This is a genomic window from Anabaenopsis elenkinii CCIBt3563, assembly GCF_015245355.1.
In the GTDB taxonomy this organism is placed as follows: domain Bacteria; phylum Cyanobacteriota; class Cyanobacteriia; order Cyanobacteriales; family Nostocaceae; genus Anabaenopsis; species Anabaenopsis elenkinii.
The window spans coordinates 4,031,740-4,050,373 of the sequence record NZ_CP063311.1; the positions used below are offsets into that span (position 1 = coordinate 4,031,740).

General features: G+C 41.6%; 17 protein-coding genes and 2 pseudogenes. 8 read left to right on the forward strand and 11 right to left on the reverse strand.

Annotated features, from left to right (window positions below; all coding sequences use genetic code 11):
- Window positions 1-128: 128 nt before the first annotated feature.
- From IM676_RS17700 to pedR, 3 genes are all read right to left on the reverse strand, one after another.
- A complete protein-coding gene (locus tag IM676_RS17700) occupies window positions 129-1,130 on the reverse strand; it encodes a glycosyltransferase (protein ID WP_200988097.1) in 1,002 nt (333 codons plus the stop codon).
- A 10-nt stretch (window positions 1,131-1,140) separates the two neighbouring features.
- A complete protein-coding gene (locus tag IM676_RS17705) occupies window positions 1,141-1,776 on the reverse strand; it encodes a DUF6391 domain-containing protein (RefSeq protein ID WP_200990265.1) in 636 nt (211 codons plus the stop codon).
- 169 nt (window positions 1,777-1,945) lie between these two features.
- Window positions 1,946-2,209, reverse strand: coding sequence for a photosynthetic electron transport-dependent transcriptional regulator PedR (pedR, locus tag IM676_RS17710; RefSeq protein ID WP_200988098.1), 264 nt, complete (start codon window positions 2,207-2,209; stop codon window positions 1,946-1,948).
- Between the two features lie 412 nt (window positions 2,210-2,621).
- On the opposite strand from pedR, the gene IM676_RS17715 reads away from it, so the two are divergent.
- Window positions 2,622-3,599, forward strand: a complete 978-nt coding sequence (locus tag IM676_RS17715) for a carbohydrate kinase family protein (protein WP_200988099.1) — start codon at window positions 2,622-2,624, stop codon at window positions 3,597-3,599.
- Here IM676_RS17715 and IM676_RS17720 read toward each other — a convergent pair.
- Genes IM676_RS17720 through sfsA form a run of 4 tightly spaced genes read right to left on the reverse strand, consistent with a single transcriptional unit; the run spans window position 3,596 to window position 5,786 of the window.
- The gene (locus IM676_RS17720) at window positions 3,596-4,357 is read right to left on the reverse strand and encodes an HIRAN domain-containing protein (protein ID WP_200988100.1); all 762 of its coding nucleotides are present in this window, start codon (window positions 4,355-4,357) and stop codon (window positions 3,596-3,598) included. The two genes, IM676_RS17715 and IM676_RS17720, sit on opposite strands and share 4 nt — an antisense overlap.
- Window positions 4,354-4,533 (reverse strand): hypothetical protein, encoded by a 180-nt coding sequence (locus IM676_RS17725; RefSeq protein ID WP_200988101.1) that lies wholly within the window; start codon window positions 4,531-4,533, stop codon window positions 4,354-4,356. The genes IM676_RS17720 and IM676_RS17725 overlap by 4 nt, the downstream gene beginning before the upstream one ends.
- Window positions 4,534-4,545: 12 nt before the next feature.
- On the reverse strand, window positions 4,546-5,031 hold the full coding sequence (locus tag IM676_RS17730; protein WP_200988102.1) for a gluconokinase: 486 nt from the start codon (window positions 5,029-5,031) through the stop codon (window positions 4,546-4,548).
- Between the two features lie 29 nt (window positions 5,032-5,060).
- A complete protein-coding gene (gene sfsA, locus IM676_RS17735) occupies window positions 5,061-5,786 on the reverse strand; it encodes a DNA/RNA nuclease SfsA (protein ID WP_200988103.1) in 726 nt (241 codons plus the stop codon).
- Window positions 5,787-5,901: 115 nt separating this feature from the next.
- Here sfsA and IM676_RS17740 point away from each other — a divergent pair, with 115 nt between their 5' ends.
- Entirely contained in the window at window positions 5,902-7,185 is a 1,284-nt protein-coding gene (locus IM676_RS17740) for a tetratricopeptide repeat protein (protein ID WP_200988104.1), read from the forward strand.
- Window positions 7,186-7,215: 30 nt separating this feature from the next.
- Here IM676_RS17740 and mutS read toward each other — a convergent pair whose 3' ends face one another.
- Window positions 7,216-9,792, reverse strand: coding sequence for a DNA mismatch repair protein MutS (gene mutS, locus IM676_RS17745; RefSeq protein WP_200988105.1), 2,577 nt, complete (start codon window positions 9,790-9,792; stop codon window positions 7,216-7,218).
- A 213-nt stretch (window positions 9,793-10,005) separates the two neighbouring features.
- Here mutS and hppD point away from each other — a divergent pair, with 213 nt between their 5' ends.
- Window positions 10,006-11,037: a 4-hydroxyphenylpyruvate dioxygenase gene (gene hppD, locus IM676_RS17750; protein WP_200988106.1), complete on the forward strand. Its 1,032-nt coding sequence runs from the start codon at window positions 10,006-10,008 to the stop codon at window positions 11,035-11,037.
- Window positions 11,038-11,076: 39 nt separating this feature from the next.
- The gene (locus IM676_RS17755; RefSeq protein ID WP_200988107.1) at window positions 11,077-11,781 is read left to right on the forward strand and encodes an HAD family hydrolase; all 705 of its coding nucleotides are present in this window, start codon (window positions 11,077-11,079) and stop codon (window positions 11,779-11,781) included.
- Window positions 11,782-11,904: 123 nt separating this feature from the next.
- Here IM676_RS17755 and IM676_RS17760 read toward each other — a convergent pair whose 3' ends face one another.
- Window positions 11,905-12,528: a CPP1-like family protein gene (locus IM676_RS17760; protein ID WP_200988108.1), complete on the reverse strand. Its 624-nt coding sequence runs from the start codon at window positions 12,526-12,528 to the stop codon at window positions 11,905-11,907.
- A gap of 997 nt (window positions 12,529-13,525) precedes the next feature.
- Here IM676_RS17760 and IM676_RS17765 point away from each other — a divergent pair.
- Window positions 13,526-14,245 (forward strand): response regulator transcription factor, encoded by a 720-nt coding sequence (locus IM676_RS17765; protein WP_200988109.1) that lies wholly within the window; start codon window positions 13,526-13,528, stop codon window positions 14,243-14,245.
- 289 nt (window positions 14,246-14,534) lie between these two features.
- Here IM676_RS17765 and tnpA read toward each other — a convergent pair.
- Window positions 14,535-14,948 (reverse strand): annotated as a pseudogene (gene tnpA, locus IM676_RS17770) (IS200/IS605 family transposase).
- 61 nt (window positions 14,949-15,009) lie between these two features.
- Between tnpA and IM676_RS17775 the strand changes: the two are divergent.
- The 3 genes and pseudogenes from IM676_RS17775 to IM676_RS17785 form a co-directional block, all read left to right on the forward strand.
- A pseudogene (locus IM676_RS17775) lies at window positions 15,010-15,798 on the forward strand (RNA-guided endonuclease InsQ/TnpB family protein); the annotation flags it as partial.
- A gap of 164 nt (window positions 15,799-15,962) precedes the next feature.
- On the forward strand, window positions 15,963-17,291 hold the full coding sequence (locus IM676_RS17780; RefSeq protein WP_200987119.1) for an IS701 family transposase: 1,329 nt from the start codon (window positions 15,963-15,965) through the stop codon (window positions 17,289-17,291).
- Window positions 17,292-17,324: 33 nt separating this feature from the next.
- Window positions 17,325-17,939 (forward strand): IS200/IS605 family accessory protein TnpB-related protein, encoded by a 615-nt coding sequence (locus tag IM676_RS17785; protein WP_225880394.1) that lies wholly within the window; start codon window positions 17,325-17,327, stop codon window positions 17,937-17,939.
- Window positions 17,940-18,145: 206 nt separating this feature from the next.
- Here the strand turns inward: IM676_RS17785 and IM676_RS17790 are convergent, their stop codons facing one another.
- Window positions 18,146-18,367, reverse strand: coding sequence for a DUF2811 domain-containing protein (locus tag IM676_RS17790; RefSeq protein WP_200988110.1), 222 nt, complete (start codon window positions 18,365-18,367; stop codon window positions 18,146-18,148).
- Between the last annotated feature and the right edge of the window lie 267 nt (window positions 18,368-18,634).

Consider the following 18,634-nt stretch of genomic DNA (forward strand, 5'->3'; position numbering starts at 1 on the left):
CATCTATCTGCCTGTTTTATAAAGTTTTTTGTAACCTCCACAGATGAATAGGGACAACCACTGATATTTTTTGTGTATATTATACATCTAAAATCTTAATTTTGCTAATAATTAGTAGCACTTAATGCCTAAGTTCCACCCAAGTATTTATGCTTGATTTTTTTATATATGTTCTTCATCTTTAGTTGCAATAACCGAGTATTTGATAGCTCTCGAATATTGGGTGATAAATTAACTTTGTGATCAAAGAATTCATTTAACTCTTGCAAAATAATTTGAAATCTTCTGAGAATATTTTCAGTGCGATATTCTGCCAAAAAATCTTCATGTAAATTGAAATCTTGTGAAGATTGCAGGGCATTCATAATGCGTTGCAAGTCATACCCTCGGGAGTAGCCAGCGATTTTATAGCAATTAAATCCGGGATCTAAATAATCTGAAAGGCCACCGTTAACACTGGAAAATACTTGACAACCACAGGCAAGAGCTTCCAATGGTTGTAATCCAAATCCTTCACTAACAAGCTGTTGCGCCCAATATTCTGCAGAGTCATACAGGTAAATCTTAGCCTGGTTAAATAGCCCGGGTAAGTCTTCAACATAGGAGTCAACTAATTTTAATTTACACTGTTTCTCTAAAGCTGGAATCAATTCTTCTATTAAATACTCAGAAGATTTTCGGGATTGAACTAAAACATCAATGTCCCGCTCTAAATGTAGATTTTGAAATTGATCACTAATTTGATTAGGCAAATAATAAATTAAAGAATGAGGAGACTTTTGCCCCCAATATCCCATAGTGTTACGGCTAACGGTGATAATGGGAATACTCGCGGGTAGACGAAACTTGTAACCGGCACTATGGGCATGGTAGATAAGATAATATTGCTTGAGTTTTTTAGCTAGCTGGGGTACATCAAATCCCCAGCTAATGACAAAAATAGCCTGCTCTAAATTTTTTTGGGTGAGCACATCATCGATAAACAGTTGGTCTGTTTCTCTTTGGCGATAAGTGACCACATCAGCGCTACAGATTTGCTGGGCCAGCTTAACTGTTTTTAATTCTGCCCAAAGTCCACCACAGGCAAATTTGCCATAAGTACCGGGAACTAAGAAGTAAAGCTTTCTCATGATTAATTGTTTATTCTCGCCAGCTAACTTTGACAAAATGTCCTGGTCTTCCCCAAAAGTCACGAGTCAGAGTAATATTGTCAATTCCCAGGTTGAAGGGGATGGCGGTGGTGAGATAGCGCTGTGCTATTGAACCTAAATCAGGTGCGAGTTCTGCAGCTGTGGTGGCGGCGAGTCCTAAACCGATTAATTGCTCAATGGGTCGCAATGGTAGTAAGAGATTAACACCCACAGCCAGTCCGGCTGTTAACAGCATTGCTACCGATGCATTAGTACCACAACGGGGATGCACGGCTAAATCCCATTCACCATTAATCAAACGATTTAAGCCGAGTATCACCGCTCGGCGCAAATCACTGATATTCACTTCACCATAAAGGTAAAATCCTTGTTCTGTAGACAACCCCCCTAATAGTTCATTATCTACTTGCACCTTTTTCGGTCCGCTTTTAGCTTCACTCAGAACCCAAACAGTAGCATGTTCTAGGGCGTGCACTTGTCGCAGCAGGATGATTTCTTTTAATCCTGGGATGAATGATAGGTGTCTGAGTAAGTCAGCATCTTGTGTTGGTTGGGGGGTGGTAAAATCAAAGGTGAAAAAATCAAAGGTAGATGAACCACCTGGAATGGAAGCTGAAGTATGCATCAAAAGACTGCTCTCCTAGCTGATGGAGCCATATGGATTTTTTTAATGTAACCTTTCAGGCTGGGGATTATTGCTAATTTTTGTTGATGACAATAGGAATTTACGCTGGAGATCCACTGAAATCGAAAGGCGTGAGGAGAAAGAAAACTAGTATGCACGCCGCAATGGTTTAATCGTTCTGGATAGGTAAAACACAGCAGTTAACGTCATGCAAGCAGATTTTACCCCACTGCAAAGCCCACCGCACTAGAGCAACTCGGTTTTCCGTTTGGGTCTTGGTGAGAATATTGCTGATATGGTTATCAACTGTGCGTTTGCTAATCTCCAGTTTGACTGCAATATCTTGGTTAGTTAAGCCAGCGGCCACTAAGTCGATAATTTGCAATTCTCTGTCTGACAGACTAACAGGGGTCTGAGACTCGCCACCAGCCATAAGTTTTTCTATCCTCCCTTGGTATATGTACTTAATCCTCTTTTAATTCTAGAAGATTCTTTTGTTTAGAGGAGTTTTAAGTTATGGCAGTCGTGCAATTGACTATATTTTCTTTAGATTTTGATTTTATGGTCATATGTGACTATAATTAGTAAACTTTATGGCTATATTTTCATTCTATCTATGTAATGATACATAGATAAATGCAGATGCTATCTGATGAAAGTAGCAAAAATTGCCATTTTATGGATTGACAGACTGGAGACAGATTAGTCAAGATTGTTGTATATTTTATACTATAGTTAGGAAATCCCAGCGGTTAAACCGCTGGCGTGGCCACTGATTTGAATCAACCTATCCCTTAAGTCTCAGGTTGAAAGACGCCGTCGTTTTCCACATACCAGATATTGATATGAGCAATCCCCGTGTTTTGTGCCTTGGTGAAATTTTGTTCGATTGTTTAGCTGACCAATTGGGGCTAAAGCTAGAAGAAGTTCAGTCCTGGACTCACTACCCAGGGGGTGCACCGGCTAATGTGGCTTGTGCTTTAGTAAAATTGGGCACTCCCGCAGGTTTTATTGGCGCTGTTGGTGAAGATGAGCCGGGGAGTCAGTTAGTGAAGCTATTAGTAGAGACCGGTGTCGATACAACAGGGGTACAACCCCATTCTACAGCACCCACGAGGCAAGTTTATGTGGTGCGAGATTTGGGGGGCGATCGCACTTTCGCGGGATTTGGTGAGTATGACACCAGGGAATTTGCCGACACTCGCCTACAAGCAGAACAATTACCAGAGTCGCTGTTTACAGAGGCAGAATTTTTGGTATTAGGCACCTTAGAATTAGCTTACCCTGAAAGTGAGCGGGCAATTCACCGGGCTTTGGAATTAGCAGAACAATATGACCTGAAAATTATTTTGGATGTTAACTGGCGGCCTGTGTTTTGGCAAGATGCCAATGTGGCGCACCAAAAAATCTCAGAGCTATTAAAGCAGGTTGATTTCCTCAAGCTCTCTAGGGAAGAGGCGGAATGGCTGTTTAATACCACAGACCCTGGAGCAATTACTTACCGTATGGCTTCCATTGAGGGAGTGCTAGTAACAGACGGGGAAAATGGTTGCGCCTATTGTTTGGGTGAAAACGAAGGTAAGTTACCTTCCTATTCCGTTGATGTGGTGGATACCACTGGCGCGGGTGATAGTTTTGTAGCTGGATTTATCCACCAATTGGGTCAATATGGTATCCACAGCTTACAGGATGCAGATACAGCTAAAAAGGTTGTTGCTTATGCTAGTGCGGTGGGAGCTCTAACTACCATTAAACCAGGTGCGATCGCTTCTCAACCCACTGGGGCTGAAGTTGAGGCTTTTCTAGCTTCCCATCAAGTTTAGGAAATATTACCAGCTGGGATATCAGCGATAATGGGCTGATACTCCTGGCCGGAAAATGGACGAAAATTTTCCGGACATTCTCCGGTGACATTGCACAATAAACGCAGTTGAAGTGGAGTTGGTGCGGGGTTGACCCGTTCAACGTGTACTTTTACAACTTGTGGATTTTTGTTTTTCAGTTGAAGAATATCATCCACAAGATAGCGGGGACAATAACCTACGATGTGATGCTCCCTAGTGCATAAAAGTAACGCCTTTGGATCATAGGGATTTTGAAATTCGTGAGCTAAATATAAAAGTTCCCTAGGTTGTAGTTGATTAATTCTTTCAGTTGCACAAGTAGGAAGATGTCTGAGTCCATGTGCAAAAAAATGAATATGGTATAAATTATTTTGATCTGGTTGTGGAGCCGGGAAAACTTCAAATTTATCTGTTACTTTCCTTCCCCCGCTCCGAGAAAGAATGGTAATAGGGTCATCTTCACCTTCTGGAATATTCAGCCATTCAATATAATTTTTATAGTCAGGGCGAGAGCGTCGCATTAATCGGTTAGAAAACAATGGAAACAGATCCACTGATGTGTATACTTGATTAAAATCTGGGAAAGAAAGTAATCCAGTAAATCCGCAGTTATTTTTAGCTGTCAATGCACCCTCTGTATATAAGAACTCGTACTTTCTACCGTCAAAAGTTAAACGTCCAATGGGAAACCAAGCTCTAGTGTGGGTGTCTTGCCAAGCTAAAAATAATGTTTTCATAACAACTCAGATGCTATCTTCTCTGACCAGTCTTCGCCTGTGTTTTGTCTAGTTTTTTTATAAAGATAATTGACATTATCATGGCGGCGGTACCAGAATTTTTCTTTGGTTCCTAAATCTTCATCAGCTTCAGGGGCATCGGGTGGGATGTCAATGATGGGAAATGGTTCTTTCATGGTAAAAATTACCTAAAGCCCAATGACTGTTTTCAGGTTCTCGACAATTAATTGGGGTGGTTCAGAAATATCTACACAGATAGCGTCATCAGGCTCTTCTAGAGTCTCTAACTGACTGTTGAGAAGTTTTTCGGACATAAAATGATTTTGACGCCCTAGGAGCCTTTGCTGTAGTAAGTTTAAACTGCCTTGGAGGTAAACTAGTTGAATGCGATCGCTATCTAATACTAAATATTGGCGATAGTCTGCTTTCAGCGCCGAACAGGCTAAGACTACATTAGTATTTTGTTCTAACCACACAGCGATCGCTGTTTGCAAGTCTTTCAACCAAGGCTTTCTATCGGTATCATTGAGGGGGATACCCAGGCGCATTTTCTCAATGTTCGCTGTGGAGTGGAAATTATCCGCATCTTGAAATTCCCAGTTTAAGGCATCGGCGAGTAGTTTACCAATGGTGCTTTTACCGGAACCGGATACACCCATGATAATAATGATCATTTTTTCAACGCAGAGGGACGCAAAGTTAGTTAAATGCTCAGTTTTGCTAAACCTAGGTAGCGTACGCCTTCTGGTAAGATATCAAAACGACAGGGTAATACTTCTAAACCCTGGGCTATGCCTTCCCTAAGCAGTTTACCATATATGGGGTCTGTTACATCCCCCGGGGCAAATTCTGTACAGTCCCCCCGGTTGATGAAGTACAACATGACTGCACGGGTTTGGGGGAGGAGTGCTGTTAGTTCCCGTAAGTGTTTTTGTCCTCTGGTGGTTTCGGTGTCAGGAAATATTGCTCTGGTACTTTGGGACCAGGTTGTGTTTTTGACCTCTAAATAAATTGGCGGTTCTGGGTCTTTACCTGTGAGGTAGAAATCTACCCGGCTTTTTTTATCTTGTCCATACACTACTTCGCTTTTAATTTGGCTATAATCTCCTAGTTGGGGGAATAGATGTTTTTCTAAGGCTAGTTTAACTATACGATTGGGTAAGGCTGTATTTACTCCTACCCAGGTGGGTTCAGTATCATGTACCTGAATCAATTCTAAGGTGTAAGCTAATTTGCGCTTGGGGTTATCACTTTGAGAAAGTTGTACTTTACTCCCGGTGGTGGAAACTCCTGTCATTGGCCCTGTGTTGGGACAGTGTGCGGTGACTATTTCCCCGGAGTCAAGTTGAATGTCCGCAAAAAAGCGCTTGTAGCGCTTTAGTAGTGTTCCTGAATATAAAGGTGGATAGCGGTAAAGCCAGTCAATCATGATCAAATCTGTTTACTGTTAAGTAATATACAATGATTAACTGCTGATGGAATTATGCAACAGGTTGATTTCATATTTAACATATAAGTGGAATGTTTATCTGGTTAGGTGATTTATGAGTAATGAGTTTTATCACCGGGGACTAAAAAGGGCTGAGGAAAAAGACTACTCTGGTGCTATTGAGGAATTTACTAGTTGTTTACAATGGACACCTGATTTTGCGGATGGGTTTTTACACCGGGGTCTGGCTTATTATAATTTAGGTGCGATTCATCAAGCAGTTTCTGATTATACTGAATGTATCCTGTTGAATCCTGGGGGTATGGAGGGGTATTACTGTCGGGGATTGGCTAGGGTAGCACTGAAAAACTTACCGGGGTCGCTGGAAGATGTAGATCAGGCGATTCGCCTCAATGTCAATTATGCACCTGCTTATCAATTGCGGGGAACAATACGGCGCAAGCAAGGTTTTATTCAAGATGCGATCGCTAACTTTAAAAAAGCCGCTGAATTATATTTAGCACAAAAAGACACCGCTAGCTGTCGGCTGTGTATGGAAAAAATTAAACAGTTACAACCAAAACCAAAACCAGATGTAACCTCAAGTAATTATACTAACGCTGATGCCCAAAAAATATTAGACTTATCAATCAACGGATATTTGATCCAGTTATTAGAAAAAGCCGAAAAGGGAGATACCACTGAGGCGATCGCTGATTTAAACTGGATATTACAAGCTGACCCCCAAGATGCTCAAGCTTATTGTTGTCGGGGGGTGGTCAGGTGTAAAATGGGCAATTATCGAGAAGCGATCGCTGACTTGAACCAAGCTATACAATTAAACTTCACAGATGCCATAGTTTATCGCAACCGAGGTAAAGCCCGGTTACTGTTGGGAGACAATCAAGGGGCCATAGGGGATTTTAATCAAGCTTTGAAAATCCAACCCCAAGATGCTTTAATATATGTTGCTAGGGGTAACGCCTATCGATTATCTGGGAATTATCTGGATGCTATTCAAGATTACAGCCAGGCATTACAAATTCATCCCCATTATGCACTAGCTTACTATCATCGCGGTATTTCCCATGCTTGCTTAGAAGAAATGCAAAACGCAGTTGCAGATTATCAACAAGCAGCGAGTATTTTCTGTGAACAGGAAGATTGGGACAATTATCATCAAGTATTAGAGAGGTTACAACAAGTCCAGACATCTAGACCGGAGTCGAAACAGCAAAAGTATAATTTACTGCGTCAGCGACTGTTGCGACTGGTGGGGGGACATTGGGAAATCGCCCAAAGACTAATTGATGATAAACGGGAGTACCTACCGGGGATGTCCGATGAATGGTATTTACAACAGGTAATTGAGGATATAGAACGGGGGAGAGGTAGGTGATAATTTTTAAATTAAGCAGCCTTAAGCAGCTTATTCCATATTTTGCAACCCCATAGCAATCTTACTGTGTTTCTCAATTTGCCCCATAACTTGTTTCGCCCTTTGAATGACTACATCTGGTAAACCCGCTAAACGTCCAGCTTCAATACCATAGGACTTATCCGCCCCTCCTGGCTGAACTTGATGTAAAAAAACAATTTGGTCGGGTAACTCCTTGACGGTGACTTGATAATTAGCCACATTGGGGAGAATACTAGCCAATTCATTTAACTCATGATAGTGAGTAGCAAAAATTGTCCGCGCCCGAATTTCCGTAGCTATATACTCCGCAACCGCCCAAGCAATCGAAAGACCGTCAAAAGTTGCTGTTCCTCGCCCAATCTCATCTAATAATACCAGCGATCGCGCTGTGGCATGATTGAGAATATTGGCGGTTTCGTTCATTTCTACCATAAAAGTAGATTGACCAGTGGCTAAATCATCCACCGCACCCACACGGGTAAAAATGCGATCGCATACTCCCAACTTGGCCCATGTCCCTGGGACAAAACTCCCAATTTGCGCCATTAACTGAATTAACCCCACTTGACGCAAATAACAACTTTTCCCACTAGCATTTGGTCCGGTGAGAATCACTAAATCTGGTTTTTCCTCTGGGTGCTTGGTCTGTTCCCTTCCCAAGTGGGTGGAGTTGGGGACAAAAAACCCTGCGGGTAAAGACTGTTCGACTACGGGATGACGACCATCCACAATCATCATCTCCCGTCCGGAAATCATCTCTGGACGACAGTAACCTTGCTGTACAGCTAACTCAGCCAAACCACATAACACATCCGCTGCAGCTACAGCACGGGAAATATTGCGAATTACCTCCCCTTGTTCTCCCACTTCTTGGCGCAACTCGACAAAAATCTCATATTCTAACTGGTTTAAATCATCCCGCGCTGTGAGGATGCGCGCTTCCCGTTCCTTCAGGTCTGGGGTGATGTAACGTTCCTCGTTGGTGAGGGTTTGCTTACGGATATAATTATCAGGTACTTGGTCAGATTTAGACCGGGGAACACTAAGATAATAACCAAAGGTTTTATTAAATCCCACCTTTAATGTGGGGATTCCAGTTTTTGCCCGTTCCTCAACTTCTAAATTAGCAATCCATTGTTGATCCGATTCTACTGTAGCTTTTCTCTCATCCAATTGGGGATTTATCCCCGGACGAATTAACCCCCCTTCTTTCAGATGTATGGGTGGTGATTCTACTATATGGGCGTGTAGTTTTTGTGCTAATTCTCCCAGGACATCGGGGACTTTCTGTAAAGCTTTGAGAAAAGGCGATTGGGTATCAGCCACCAGGTGAGCTAATTGGGGTAAGCGTGAGAGGGAATCGGCTAAAGCTACTAAATCCTTAGCGTTAGCTGTTCCTGAAGCAGCCCTACCTGTGAGCCTTTCTAAGTCGTAAATTTGCCGTAACAATTGCCGCATATTTTGACGCAGGGGGGTATCTTCCATCAATTCTTGGATGGTGTCTTGTCGCGCCCGAATACCTTTAATATCAAGTAGTGGTTGTAATAACCACCGCCGCAAAGCCCGCCCCCCCATGGATGTGCTAGTTCTATCCAAAGACCATAGTAGGGAACCGTGAAATATACCGTCCCGCACTGTTTGGGTAATTTCTAGGTTACGACGGGTTTGATGGTCTAGAATTAAATAGTCAGTGATGGTATAAGTGCGTAACTTTTGCAGGGTAACAGGGTTGGCTTTTTGCATATCTTCCACATATTCCACCAGACCCCCAGCAGATCGGACGGCTAAAGGAAGATGATCACAACCTAATCCTTCGAGCGATCGCAGGTTAAATTTCTCCAATAATTTGGCTCTCGCTTCCCCTTGGGTAAAGGGAGTCTGCGATCGCAGGCTATAACAAAACGATGGTGGTAAGCATTGGGGAAGATGAGGCGAAGTTTCTCCCGGACGCAACAAGCTACCTAAATCCGGGGCGTTAGTGGGAACCACTACCTCCGCCGGTTGCAACCGCATTAATTCCTGGGTGAGGTGTTCTAAATCACTTCCTTGAGTTGTAAGAAATTCCCCTGTAGAGATATCTGCATGGGCTAAACCCCAATGATTGCCCGCAATTACCACAGCCGCTAAGTAATTATTGCGACTTGTTTTTAACATCCCCTCTTCTAGCAAGGTTCCCGGTGTGAGAATACGGGTAACTTCACGCTTCACTAAACCCACTGCTTCTGAGGCGTCTTCTACTTGGTCGCAAATTACAACTGCATAGCCTTTTTCAACTAACTGGGTGGTGTAGCGTTCCCAGGCGTGATGGGGTACACCAGTCATGGCGACGCGACCAGCTTCGCCACCATGTTTACTCGTGAGGACCAGTTCCAATTCTCTGGAGACTGTAACAGCGTCTTGAAAGAAGGTTTCAAAAAAATCTCCTACCCGATACAGCAGCAAAGCATGAGGATATTTATCCTTCATTTCTACATAGTGCTGGTACATCTTACTCAGCTGGCTACGGTCTGCTAATTTGGTATCAACCAGAGGCGCAGTAGAGTTATGGGGTTCCGTTAGTTGGGTCTGAGATTCAGCAGCAGTCATAGATGGTAGGTTATGCACGGAGATTCCACAATAGTTGATCATAACCTGATCTGGAGGTGAACAGGCGATCGCTCAAACTTTTGTGATGTTTTCCTGGGACTGCTGGGGGCTGGGAACATTTAAAATAATGATCAATGAGGAAAGAATTGATAATCTAGCAAAAAAGACCAAAATTACAGATAGGTAAGCTGTTGTGCTGGATTCTCAGGATTTATGAATATCGATCACGTTCATTTCTATGTAGAAAATGCCAAAGTCTGGCGGGATTGGTTTGTAAACCACCTGGGGTTTACAGCAGTAGTTAGTAACATGAGTTCTGTTCACACCTGTACGGAAGTGGTGAGCAATGGTATTGTTTGCTTTTTGTTGTCTTCAGCTTTATTACCTACAAGTCCGGTCGCGGAGTTTCTCCGTGAACATCCCCCTGGTGTGGTAGATGTGGCTTTTGCTGTGGAAGATGTAGACCAGGCGATCGCACAAGCTCAAAGATCGGGAGCTAGAGTCATTCAACCCATCCACACACGCCAGTTTGCCGGTGTTTACCGTCAGTGTGGTAAGATTGCCGCCTGGGGTGGGTTAACTCATACGTTGATTTCTACCTTGGCAGATGATCTACAGCCCACAACAGATTATACTTTTACTGCCATAGATCATATAGTTTTGAATGTGGCAGCCGGTGAATTAGAGTCGGCGGTGGCTTGGTACGAAAAAGTGCTGGATTTTCAACCCCAGCAAAGCTTTAAAATTCAAACCCAGCGCTCTGCTTTATATAGCCAAGTTATGGTTTCCCGTAATGGTAAGGTACAACTACCGATTAATGAACCAGCTTCTGCTAATTCCCAAATTCAAGAGTTTCTGGATGTTAATCGCGGTCCTGGAATTCAACACATCGCCCTGGGGACACCTAATCTCATTAGTACTATCGCCGAATTTCGCGCCCGTGGTCTATCTTTACTTTCGGTTCCCCAAACCTACTACTCAGAAATTCAACAGCGCCGGGGATGTCCCTTGTCTAAGGTAGAACTGGCGGCGATCGCCGAGCAAGAAATTTTGGCTGATTGGTCAGAAGATTGCCAAGATGCAGTATTACTACAAATCTTTACTCAGCCTATTTTTGCCCAACCGACTTTTTTCTTTGAGTTTATCGAGCGCCGTGCTCAGGCTCAAGGTTTTGGGGAAGGTAATTTTCGGGCTTTATTTCAGGCCATAGAAGGTGAGCAAATCAAACGGGGCACGTTGCAATAATTAATGAGATAATGTCATAAAAATTAATATTTTCTGCCAATGCTGAGATTAATTACTGACTTCGACGGCCCGATTATGGACGTTTCTCAACGGTATTACCGTGTTTATCAATTTTGCTTGCAGAAGATCCGGTATCCCCAACAATCTGTACAAGAACTTTCCCGGGCTGAATTTTGGCAACTGAAGCGATCGCGTGTCTCTGAAAGACAAATTGCTTTAAAATCTGGTTTAGATACCATCCAAGCCCAAGAATTTGCCCAGTTGCGACGCCAAACTGTACATACAGAGGGCTATTTTGAGTATGACAATCTGATTCCCGGTGCTGTAGACACACTGTTAAAAGTGCAGCAGGCGGGGATTGATTTAGCTGTGATGACCATGCGCCGAGTCCGGGAGCTAGATTATGCGCTGCAAAAATATAACTTAGGTAATTTTTTCCCCGAAAATCGCCGTTATTGCCTGAGCAACGACTATATTAAAACTACTGACATTGAAGATAAACCCTTGTTAATGGAACGGGCATTAAGGGAACTACCAACCGTATGTGATACTTGGATGGTTGGGGATACAGAAGCAGATATTACTGCGGCGAAAAAATTCGGGATTAAGGTGATAGCTGTGGAGTCTGGTATTCGCGATCGCACTCAATTAGAAATGTACCAGCCAGATTTAATTGTCGAGGACTTGAGAACAGCGGTCAAAATCATCTTAGAATCTGGACTGGCAGAAATGAGGTCATCTTAACTTATCTTAAATTATCTTAACTTATCTTAACAAGAATATGCTGATTAACACCTCCACCCAGCTGGCTGCTGGGTAGGAGATTCCTGCTGTACACATGACCATGATCACCACAATTGTCTAATTTTAACGCAGAAAACTGCTAATTAGCCATAACAGGACAAATGTAAATACTGTAGAGAACTGGTCAGGGGTGAGCTGTCCTAAATTGATCTGCGGTAACAGCCAGTTAGCAATTAGCCCACCGGTGATTAAACCGACAATTAAACCTACCAAAGTCAATAAAACGGCTCTACCAAACTTGTTTTCCTTGCGTTTGAGGAAGTAAATACTGACTCCTACACCTAGGACTAAAGCCAATTGTAAAACCTGACCGCCTGGGGATTGGGTCAACACACTAATAGTGATTAAACCCAAATACCAAGCTCCGGGTGACAGTATATCCGTAGGGGAAGGTTGATCCCGCATTCCCTGTAGCCACGCTGGGGACTGAGTAGGGGGGGTGGGACTTTCCTTAGCCAATTCTACGCGCAATTCTGGGAACCTGATGCGTTCAGGTACCTTAATTTTACCTTCTTGGCGCATCCGGAGGCGGTCCATGAGAATTGCATCGTAAGCTATTTCAATGAGTTCTATGTTCTTAGCATCGCCATTGTATTGCTCCAATTGGCGATTACGAGCATCCTGAATTTCATCGAAGCTAGCATCTTCAGACACTCCAAGTTTCTCGTAGGGATTTTGATCGCTCATGGGAGTTTATACTTTCTTTAGCCTTAGTCAGGGGCAATCTTTGAATTTTTGGAAGAACAATTTTAGGTTTTATCTTGAACCCTACCAACCTTTTCACCCATTTTCACACCTTACAAGGATAGTACCATGAGTTAGTTAGGCTGAGTGCAAATTTGTCACTACATCAACTTTAACACATTGCTCTAAATACAGTGTCTGCTATATAAAACCTAGACAAAGCTAGACTTTACTTTCTACTTCAACGGGAGCATGGGAGCGGTTATCCCTGGTGTAGACTTGCACGCCTTAGCCAGACGCGATATTTCTCAAGTTAAGATTTACAAGAAAGACTACCGCTATCATTGCTTGGTTTTCGCGTTGGCAATAGTCTTAATTCAATACTTGATATCCTAGGATTATATATCAAGTGGGCGATTTTCTTAACTCACTTATGTCAATGCTTCTCAACATAAGTATAGTTTTGTCTATAAAATAGTCAGCTTAGGACTAGCTCACCTCATGCCTTGGGTAAATGAATTATTTACTCTATAATCTGAACTAGAGGTGATCCCAAGGCTTTTTTTTAGAAAAAATTAATTTTTTTCTGTCTAAATTGAGCAATTAAGGGCATTTTTGAGAAATTTTTAGTACTTAGCCTCACAAGAGCTTGTGGTATGTATCTGCATCTGGATTTAGAATTGAAAAGTTTTAAATCCCGATTCGACTGGGAAACCCAATTCTACTAGGTAAAGGAACTGCTATGAGGAATATTGCCAGGATCTAGGACACATGAATCTGGATAATTACAATACTTGTATTGAACTATATGTGTAACTAAGAAAATTCTCTGAGTTGCATTTTCCGGAAATCCTGATGACACAATGATTTTCTTGTGGATGATCAGGAAATGTATTCCTTACCTCTGTAGAGTCTTAAATAACCCCTAAACTGGAAACTGCGTTTTTACGCAATCCTCTGTCTGTGTTAATCTTAGGAATTTTTGTGCAAAGTGATGGTCATGGCTCCCGCCAAAATTCTTGTAGTTGATGACGACCCTGCGGTCAGAAATTTAATCCAACGCTTTTTGATTAAGCAGACCTATCAGGTGGAGGCGGCGGAGGATGGTAAAACAGCCTTAACGCTATTTGAGCAATTTAACCCAGATTTGGTAATTTTAGACGTAAATTTACCAGATGTCATTGGGTTTAACCTCTGCCAGGAAATGCAAAGTCGTAGCGGTGTTTTTGTGTTGATGCTGACTAGCCGCGCCGACGAAGCCGACAAAATTCGCGGCTTTTCTAAAGGTGCTGATGACTATCTCACTAAGCCCTTTGGACTAGGAGAGCTAGAAGTCAGAGTAGCAGCAATTCTCAGACGCCAGCGAGTTGTGACCACTGCTGAACAAAAACGTCTAGTATTTGAAAAGTTAATGATTGATCCGGCACGAAGAGAAGTGGCATTTAACAACCAAGCAATACCCTTAACGGCTCTAGAATTTGACTTGTTACATTTTTTAGCTAGCCATCCCGGTAGAGTCTGGCGACGTGCGGAACTGATTCAAGAGGTGTGGGATTATGAATATGTTGGCGACCAAAGAGTTGTGGATGTACACATTGGTCAAATTCGCAAGAAAATTGAAATCGATGCTAGTCAACCCGCACTCATTCAAACTGTACGCGGCGTCGGGTATAAGTTTGAATGTCCTACTCATTCCCCCCAGTGGGAACCTCACTCCTGATTCAGCAACTAAGTACGTAGCTACCAATTAACTGTGTTTTGTCTGTCTTGGGATCATTTGGTAATTCATTTGACTGGTGATGACTAAATACTCAGTTTTACCACTCACTTACTGAAGATACAAAGATTGAGCTGATCTAGCCCCATCCTATTGCTTTCCAGTTGTATTCAACATCCATTGATGGGGCAGGCTTGCCTTGCCTATCGAAAATATAGTGGAAGGGTGAGAACCCCTCCGCTTCAGCGAGGGTGATGAAACCCGACTCAAGGGGATTTATCCCCCCGTTTGCTCATTTCCCACGCTGGTTTTCAATATATTTTTTAACTACCTCAGTGCTTACTTGTCCAGTTGTCGCAACAAAGTAGGTTGGCGTCCACAAAGAAGGTAGCTTTTTTAATTGTGGAAATTCTTTTCTTAAGTAATTTGATGCTCTACCTTTAACCCATCTAGCAATATCTGCTGGGGATTCATGGGTCGGCGCATTAATAAAAAAGTGAACATGGTCTGGTTGAACTTCAAGTGCAATTAATTTCCATCCATGTTCAGTAACTAAGTCAAAAATAATTTCTTGTAATCGTGTAGCAACATCTTTAATTAATACTGGTCTTCTACGCTTTGGTACAAAAACAAAGTGGTAGTTGATTGATGATACAGAGTTTTCGGTTCATCTGTACTCATAATCTTCTTTTGATAACTTAGCCATTATGTGCTGTTGACTTTAAATGTTGTTTCAACTATCCTCCTGTTTAGGAGGTGAGTAAAGATTGTACAGAACAATTCCAATCAGAGCTAGATTCACTGATGAAGAAAAAGCTTTTTGGGTTGACCAATGCCAACACTCGAATAGCTTAATAAATTGTGCGATTTACTATACTCGTCAAAGTCATTACGCACGACTAGAAAGCATGGATAATGCTTTGACAACTTATTGGTCTGGCGACGAATTGCGTAGTGGATGGAAAACTTATTATTGCCAAACAACTTACCCGGAATTAGATAAAACTCTTAAAGATAACCCCCATTACAAAGGTTTAGCCGCACAAGCAGCACAACAAACCTTAAAGCTAGTTGGTGAAGCAATAACCAGTTACAACGGATTGGTTAAAGCTTATTACAACGGAGAGCTTGATAGACCCTCATTACCTAAGTATCGTAAAAAAGGAGGATTAGCGGGAGTAACATTCCCAAGACAAGCACTTACTTTTAAAGATGGTTATTTCAAGCCATCAATAAGTAAAGAAACCAAACCAGAATTAATCACAGATATCAAACTAACCTTGCCTGATTTTATTGATTCCGATTGGGTAAAGGAAGTAACAGTTCGTCCTTATTATGGTCTTTTCTGGATTGACTGGGTAATTGATGATGGTAAGCAACCAATTGAAAACAACCCACATCTTGATTACTCCCAAGCATGGGGATTTGACCACGGAGGGACTAATTGGTTAACAGGTGTTTCTACTCTTGGCAAAAGTTTAATCATTGATGGTAAGAAACTCAAATCAATGAATCAAGGTTATTGCCGTTTAGTTGCCAAATATAGCAGGGGGCAGGGGGCAGGGGGCAGGGGGAAGCCTTGAAACGCTTCAAGTTCAATGGTTTTATCTTCTGTTTATGTCCTAACCACCTTGGCGGTTGCTATATCCCTCTTCTGTCACTTTCCGAGAATAAAGAATATAATAGTTAAAAGAAAAAACTCTACAAGGTAGGTAGAGCAATGGATGTAGAATTACAAATACTCAAACATTTACGTCGAGAGGCCCACCCAACAGTGGGAGTCATAGATGAATATTGTGAAGAGTACAGAGACATATTTAAAGAAGTAAGAAATTATGAGTGCTTCAAATATTTACATTTGGGAATCATCTCAACGCTCAAAAGGAAATCCTTACCAGAGATAGCGAAAGTAGTAAGCATAAACTCAGCCCAATCATTACATCATTTTATTGCTAATTCAGACTGGTCAGTAGAGAAAGTAAGAAACAAAAGATTAGATAAAATAAAGAGAGCATTAAATGGAAAAGCAATTACCGTAGTCATTGATGAAACAGGAGACAGGAAAAAAGGTAACAAGACTGATTACGTAGCCAGACAATATTTAGGAAGTGTGGGGAAAATAGATAGAGGGATAGTTTCAGTCAATGCCTATGGAGTGTACGATAACATAACATTTCCGCTACTGTTCAAAGTATTCAAACCGCAAAAGACACTAAGAGCAGAAGATACATATAAGACCAAGATAGAATTAGCGACAGAAATAATTACAGAATTAATTGAGTTCGGCTTTACTATTGAATTAGTATTGGCAGACAGTTTATATGGTGAGAGTAGTCAATTTATAAGAAAATTAGCAGCATATAACTTAGCTTATGTCGTAGCAATTAGAAGTAATCATGCAGTATGGTTGCCTGGCAATCAGAAGGTTAGGGCGAATAAGTGGTGTAAATTTACCAGAACATTTAGTAACCAAAAATCAGAGAATAGATATATCCGCGAAATAATTTATGGTAAGAGAAAGGAGATAACTTACTGGGAATTAACCACAGATCCAGAAACAATGCCAGAGAATTCTACTTCTTTTGTCATGACCAATCTTCAAGGAAATCTCAAGAAAATTTTAGGCGACTTTTATGGATTAAGAACATGGGTAGAATATGCCTTTCGTCAGTGTAAACAGGAATTAGGTTGGACAGATTATCGGTTTACTGATTTTCAGCATATTGAGAAATGGTGGGAAATTATTTTGTGTGTTTACACAATGATTAGTTTAAACTCTCCAGCGTTTTTATCCCTAAATCAATCTCATCAGCTTGCACCTAACATACTAGAAATCAGTGCAGTTGATTTCTCTGTGCATCAGCAATGGAATCATCAAACCGGATGGAAGAATACTCTCAATAATCTGCGATTAATTGTCCAACCATTTTTACTTTTTTGGTTGATTTATCCCTGGCTTGATGTTTTTCCCAATTCCAATTTGCTGCTTGGGTTTAACCAACTCATTAGTGTTATGAATGGATTAAAACCCTTTTATTCTTCTGCATAATTTATTGTATTTACTGCTTGTTTATTTCGGAAAGTGACAGAAGAGGGATATAAGCAAGGTAAGTCTGATTTTTATTGGGATGCTAACCTTGACCGCATTCAACGCAAACGCAATAACCAGATGCGAGATGCCATTAACAAAGCAGCTAGATTCATTGTTAACAGATGTCTGAATGACCAGATAGGAAATATAGTTATTGGATGGAATCAAGGACAAAAAGTTAATGCTAATTTAGGTAAGGTAAATAATCAAAATTTTGTCCCCATCCCCACAGGGAGATTGATTCAAAGATTAAAGGAATTGGCTAATGAATATGGAATTATTGTGACATTAACGGAAGAAGCGTATACATCAAAAGCGTCTTACCTGGATGACGATAGCCTCTACACGCATGGTGAAAAACCCGCAGGATGGAAACCGTCAGGTAAAAGGGTCAAGCGTGGATTATACCAATCTGCCAAAGGATTATTAATCTCCGCAGATGCTCAAGCTGCAGCAAATATTTTAAGAAAAGTAACCACACAGCTAGGTTTATGTTTAGCCGAGGTGGGTAGGGCATCTTTGACTGTGCCACAACGATATGACTTGTTTATTAGGTTAAATAAATCATATCGTAAACGTTGCATAGCGTGTCTTCAGACCGCGTAGCAACATCAGTTTATAATCCCTTGTGTTTCAACCAAGGGAGAAGTCAACAATAGCAAAAGTCAAATCCTCATGATCATCAAATGGTTTAGGAATTTTATCATCTCCTCAGCCGTAAATCACATTTTCTGCACATAGTGAGAAATATTTTTGCCCAGGGACTTACCAGCACTTTAGTATTGCTGGTGAAAATTACTGGGCATTTATACTTAAGAAGTATGGAACAAAGTTTCTAAATATACTCGTGCTGTGCGGCGATGGCGATCGCGCCCTTCGGGTTCATCGCTGGTGCTATTTTGGAGTATAAACAGGGATAAAGCAGCGGTTAGGACTCTTTTTTCATCCCAATCAGGGTGGTTTTCTAAGTAATTTTTCAGTGATTCATGTAGTGTTTCGGGAATTTCTGTCAAGATACTAACTGTTGCGTTCATGGGTTTTTCCTTCTCTGAAATCAATCAAGAGAGATAAGTTGCTACATAGTTCCGTCTTGATTTGACAATCTACACCAAGGTCTAAGGTGATTTTTTGGTGTCAATGGTGGAACAGACTATAAAAAAGCTGGTCGCACCATTGTGCGCTAACAGGGGGTGGGTTTGTCAATGCTGCAAAATGTTACATATCACGGTATCAAAAATAAATACCAACGTAACTATAAGGGTTTGAGGTGAGTTTTTGTTACGGAAATTCACAAAAACTCA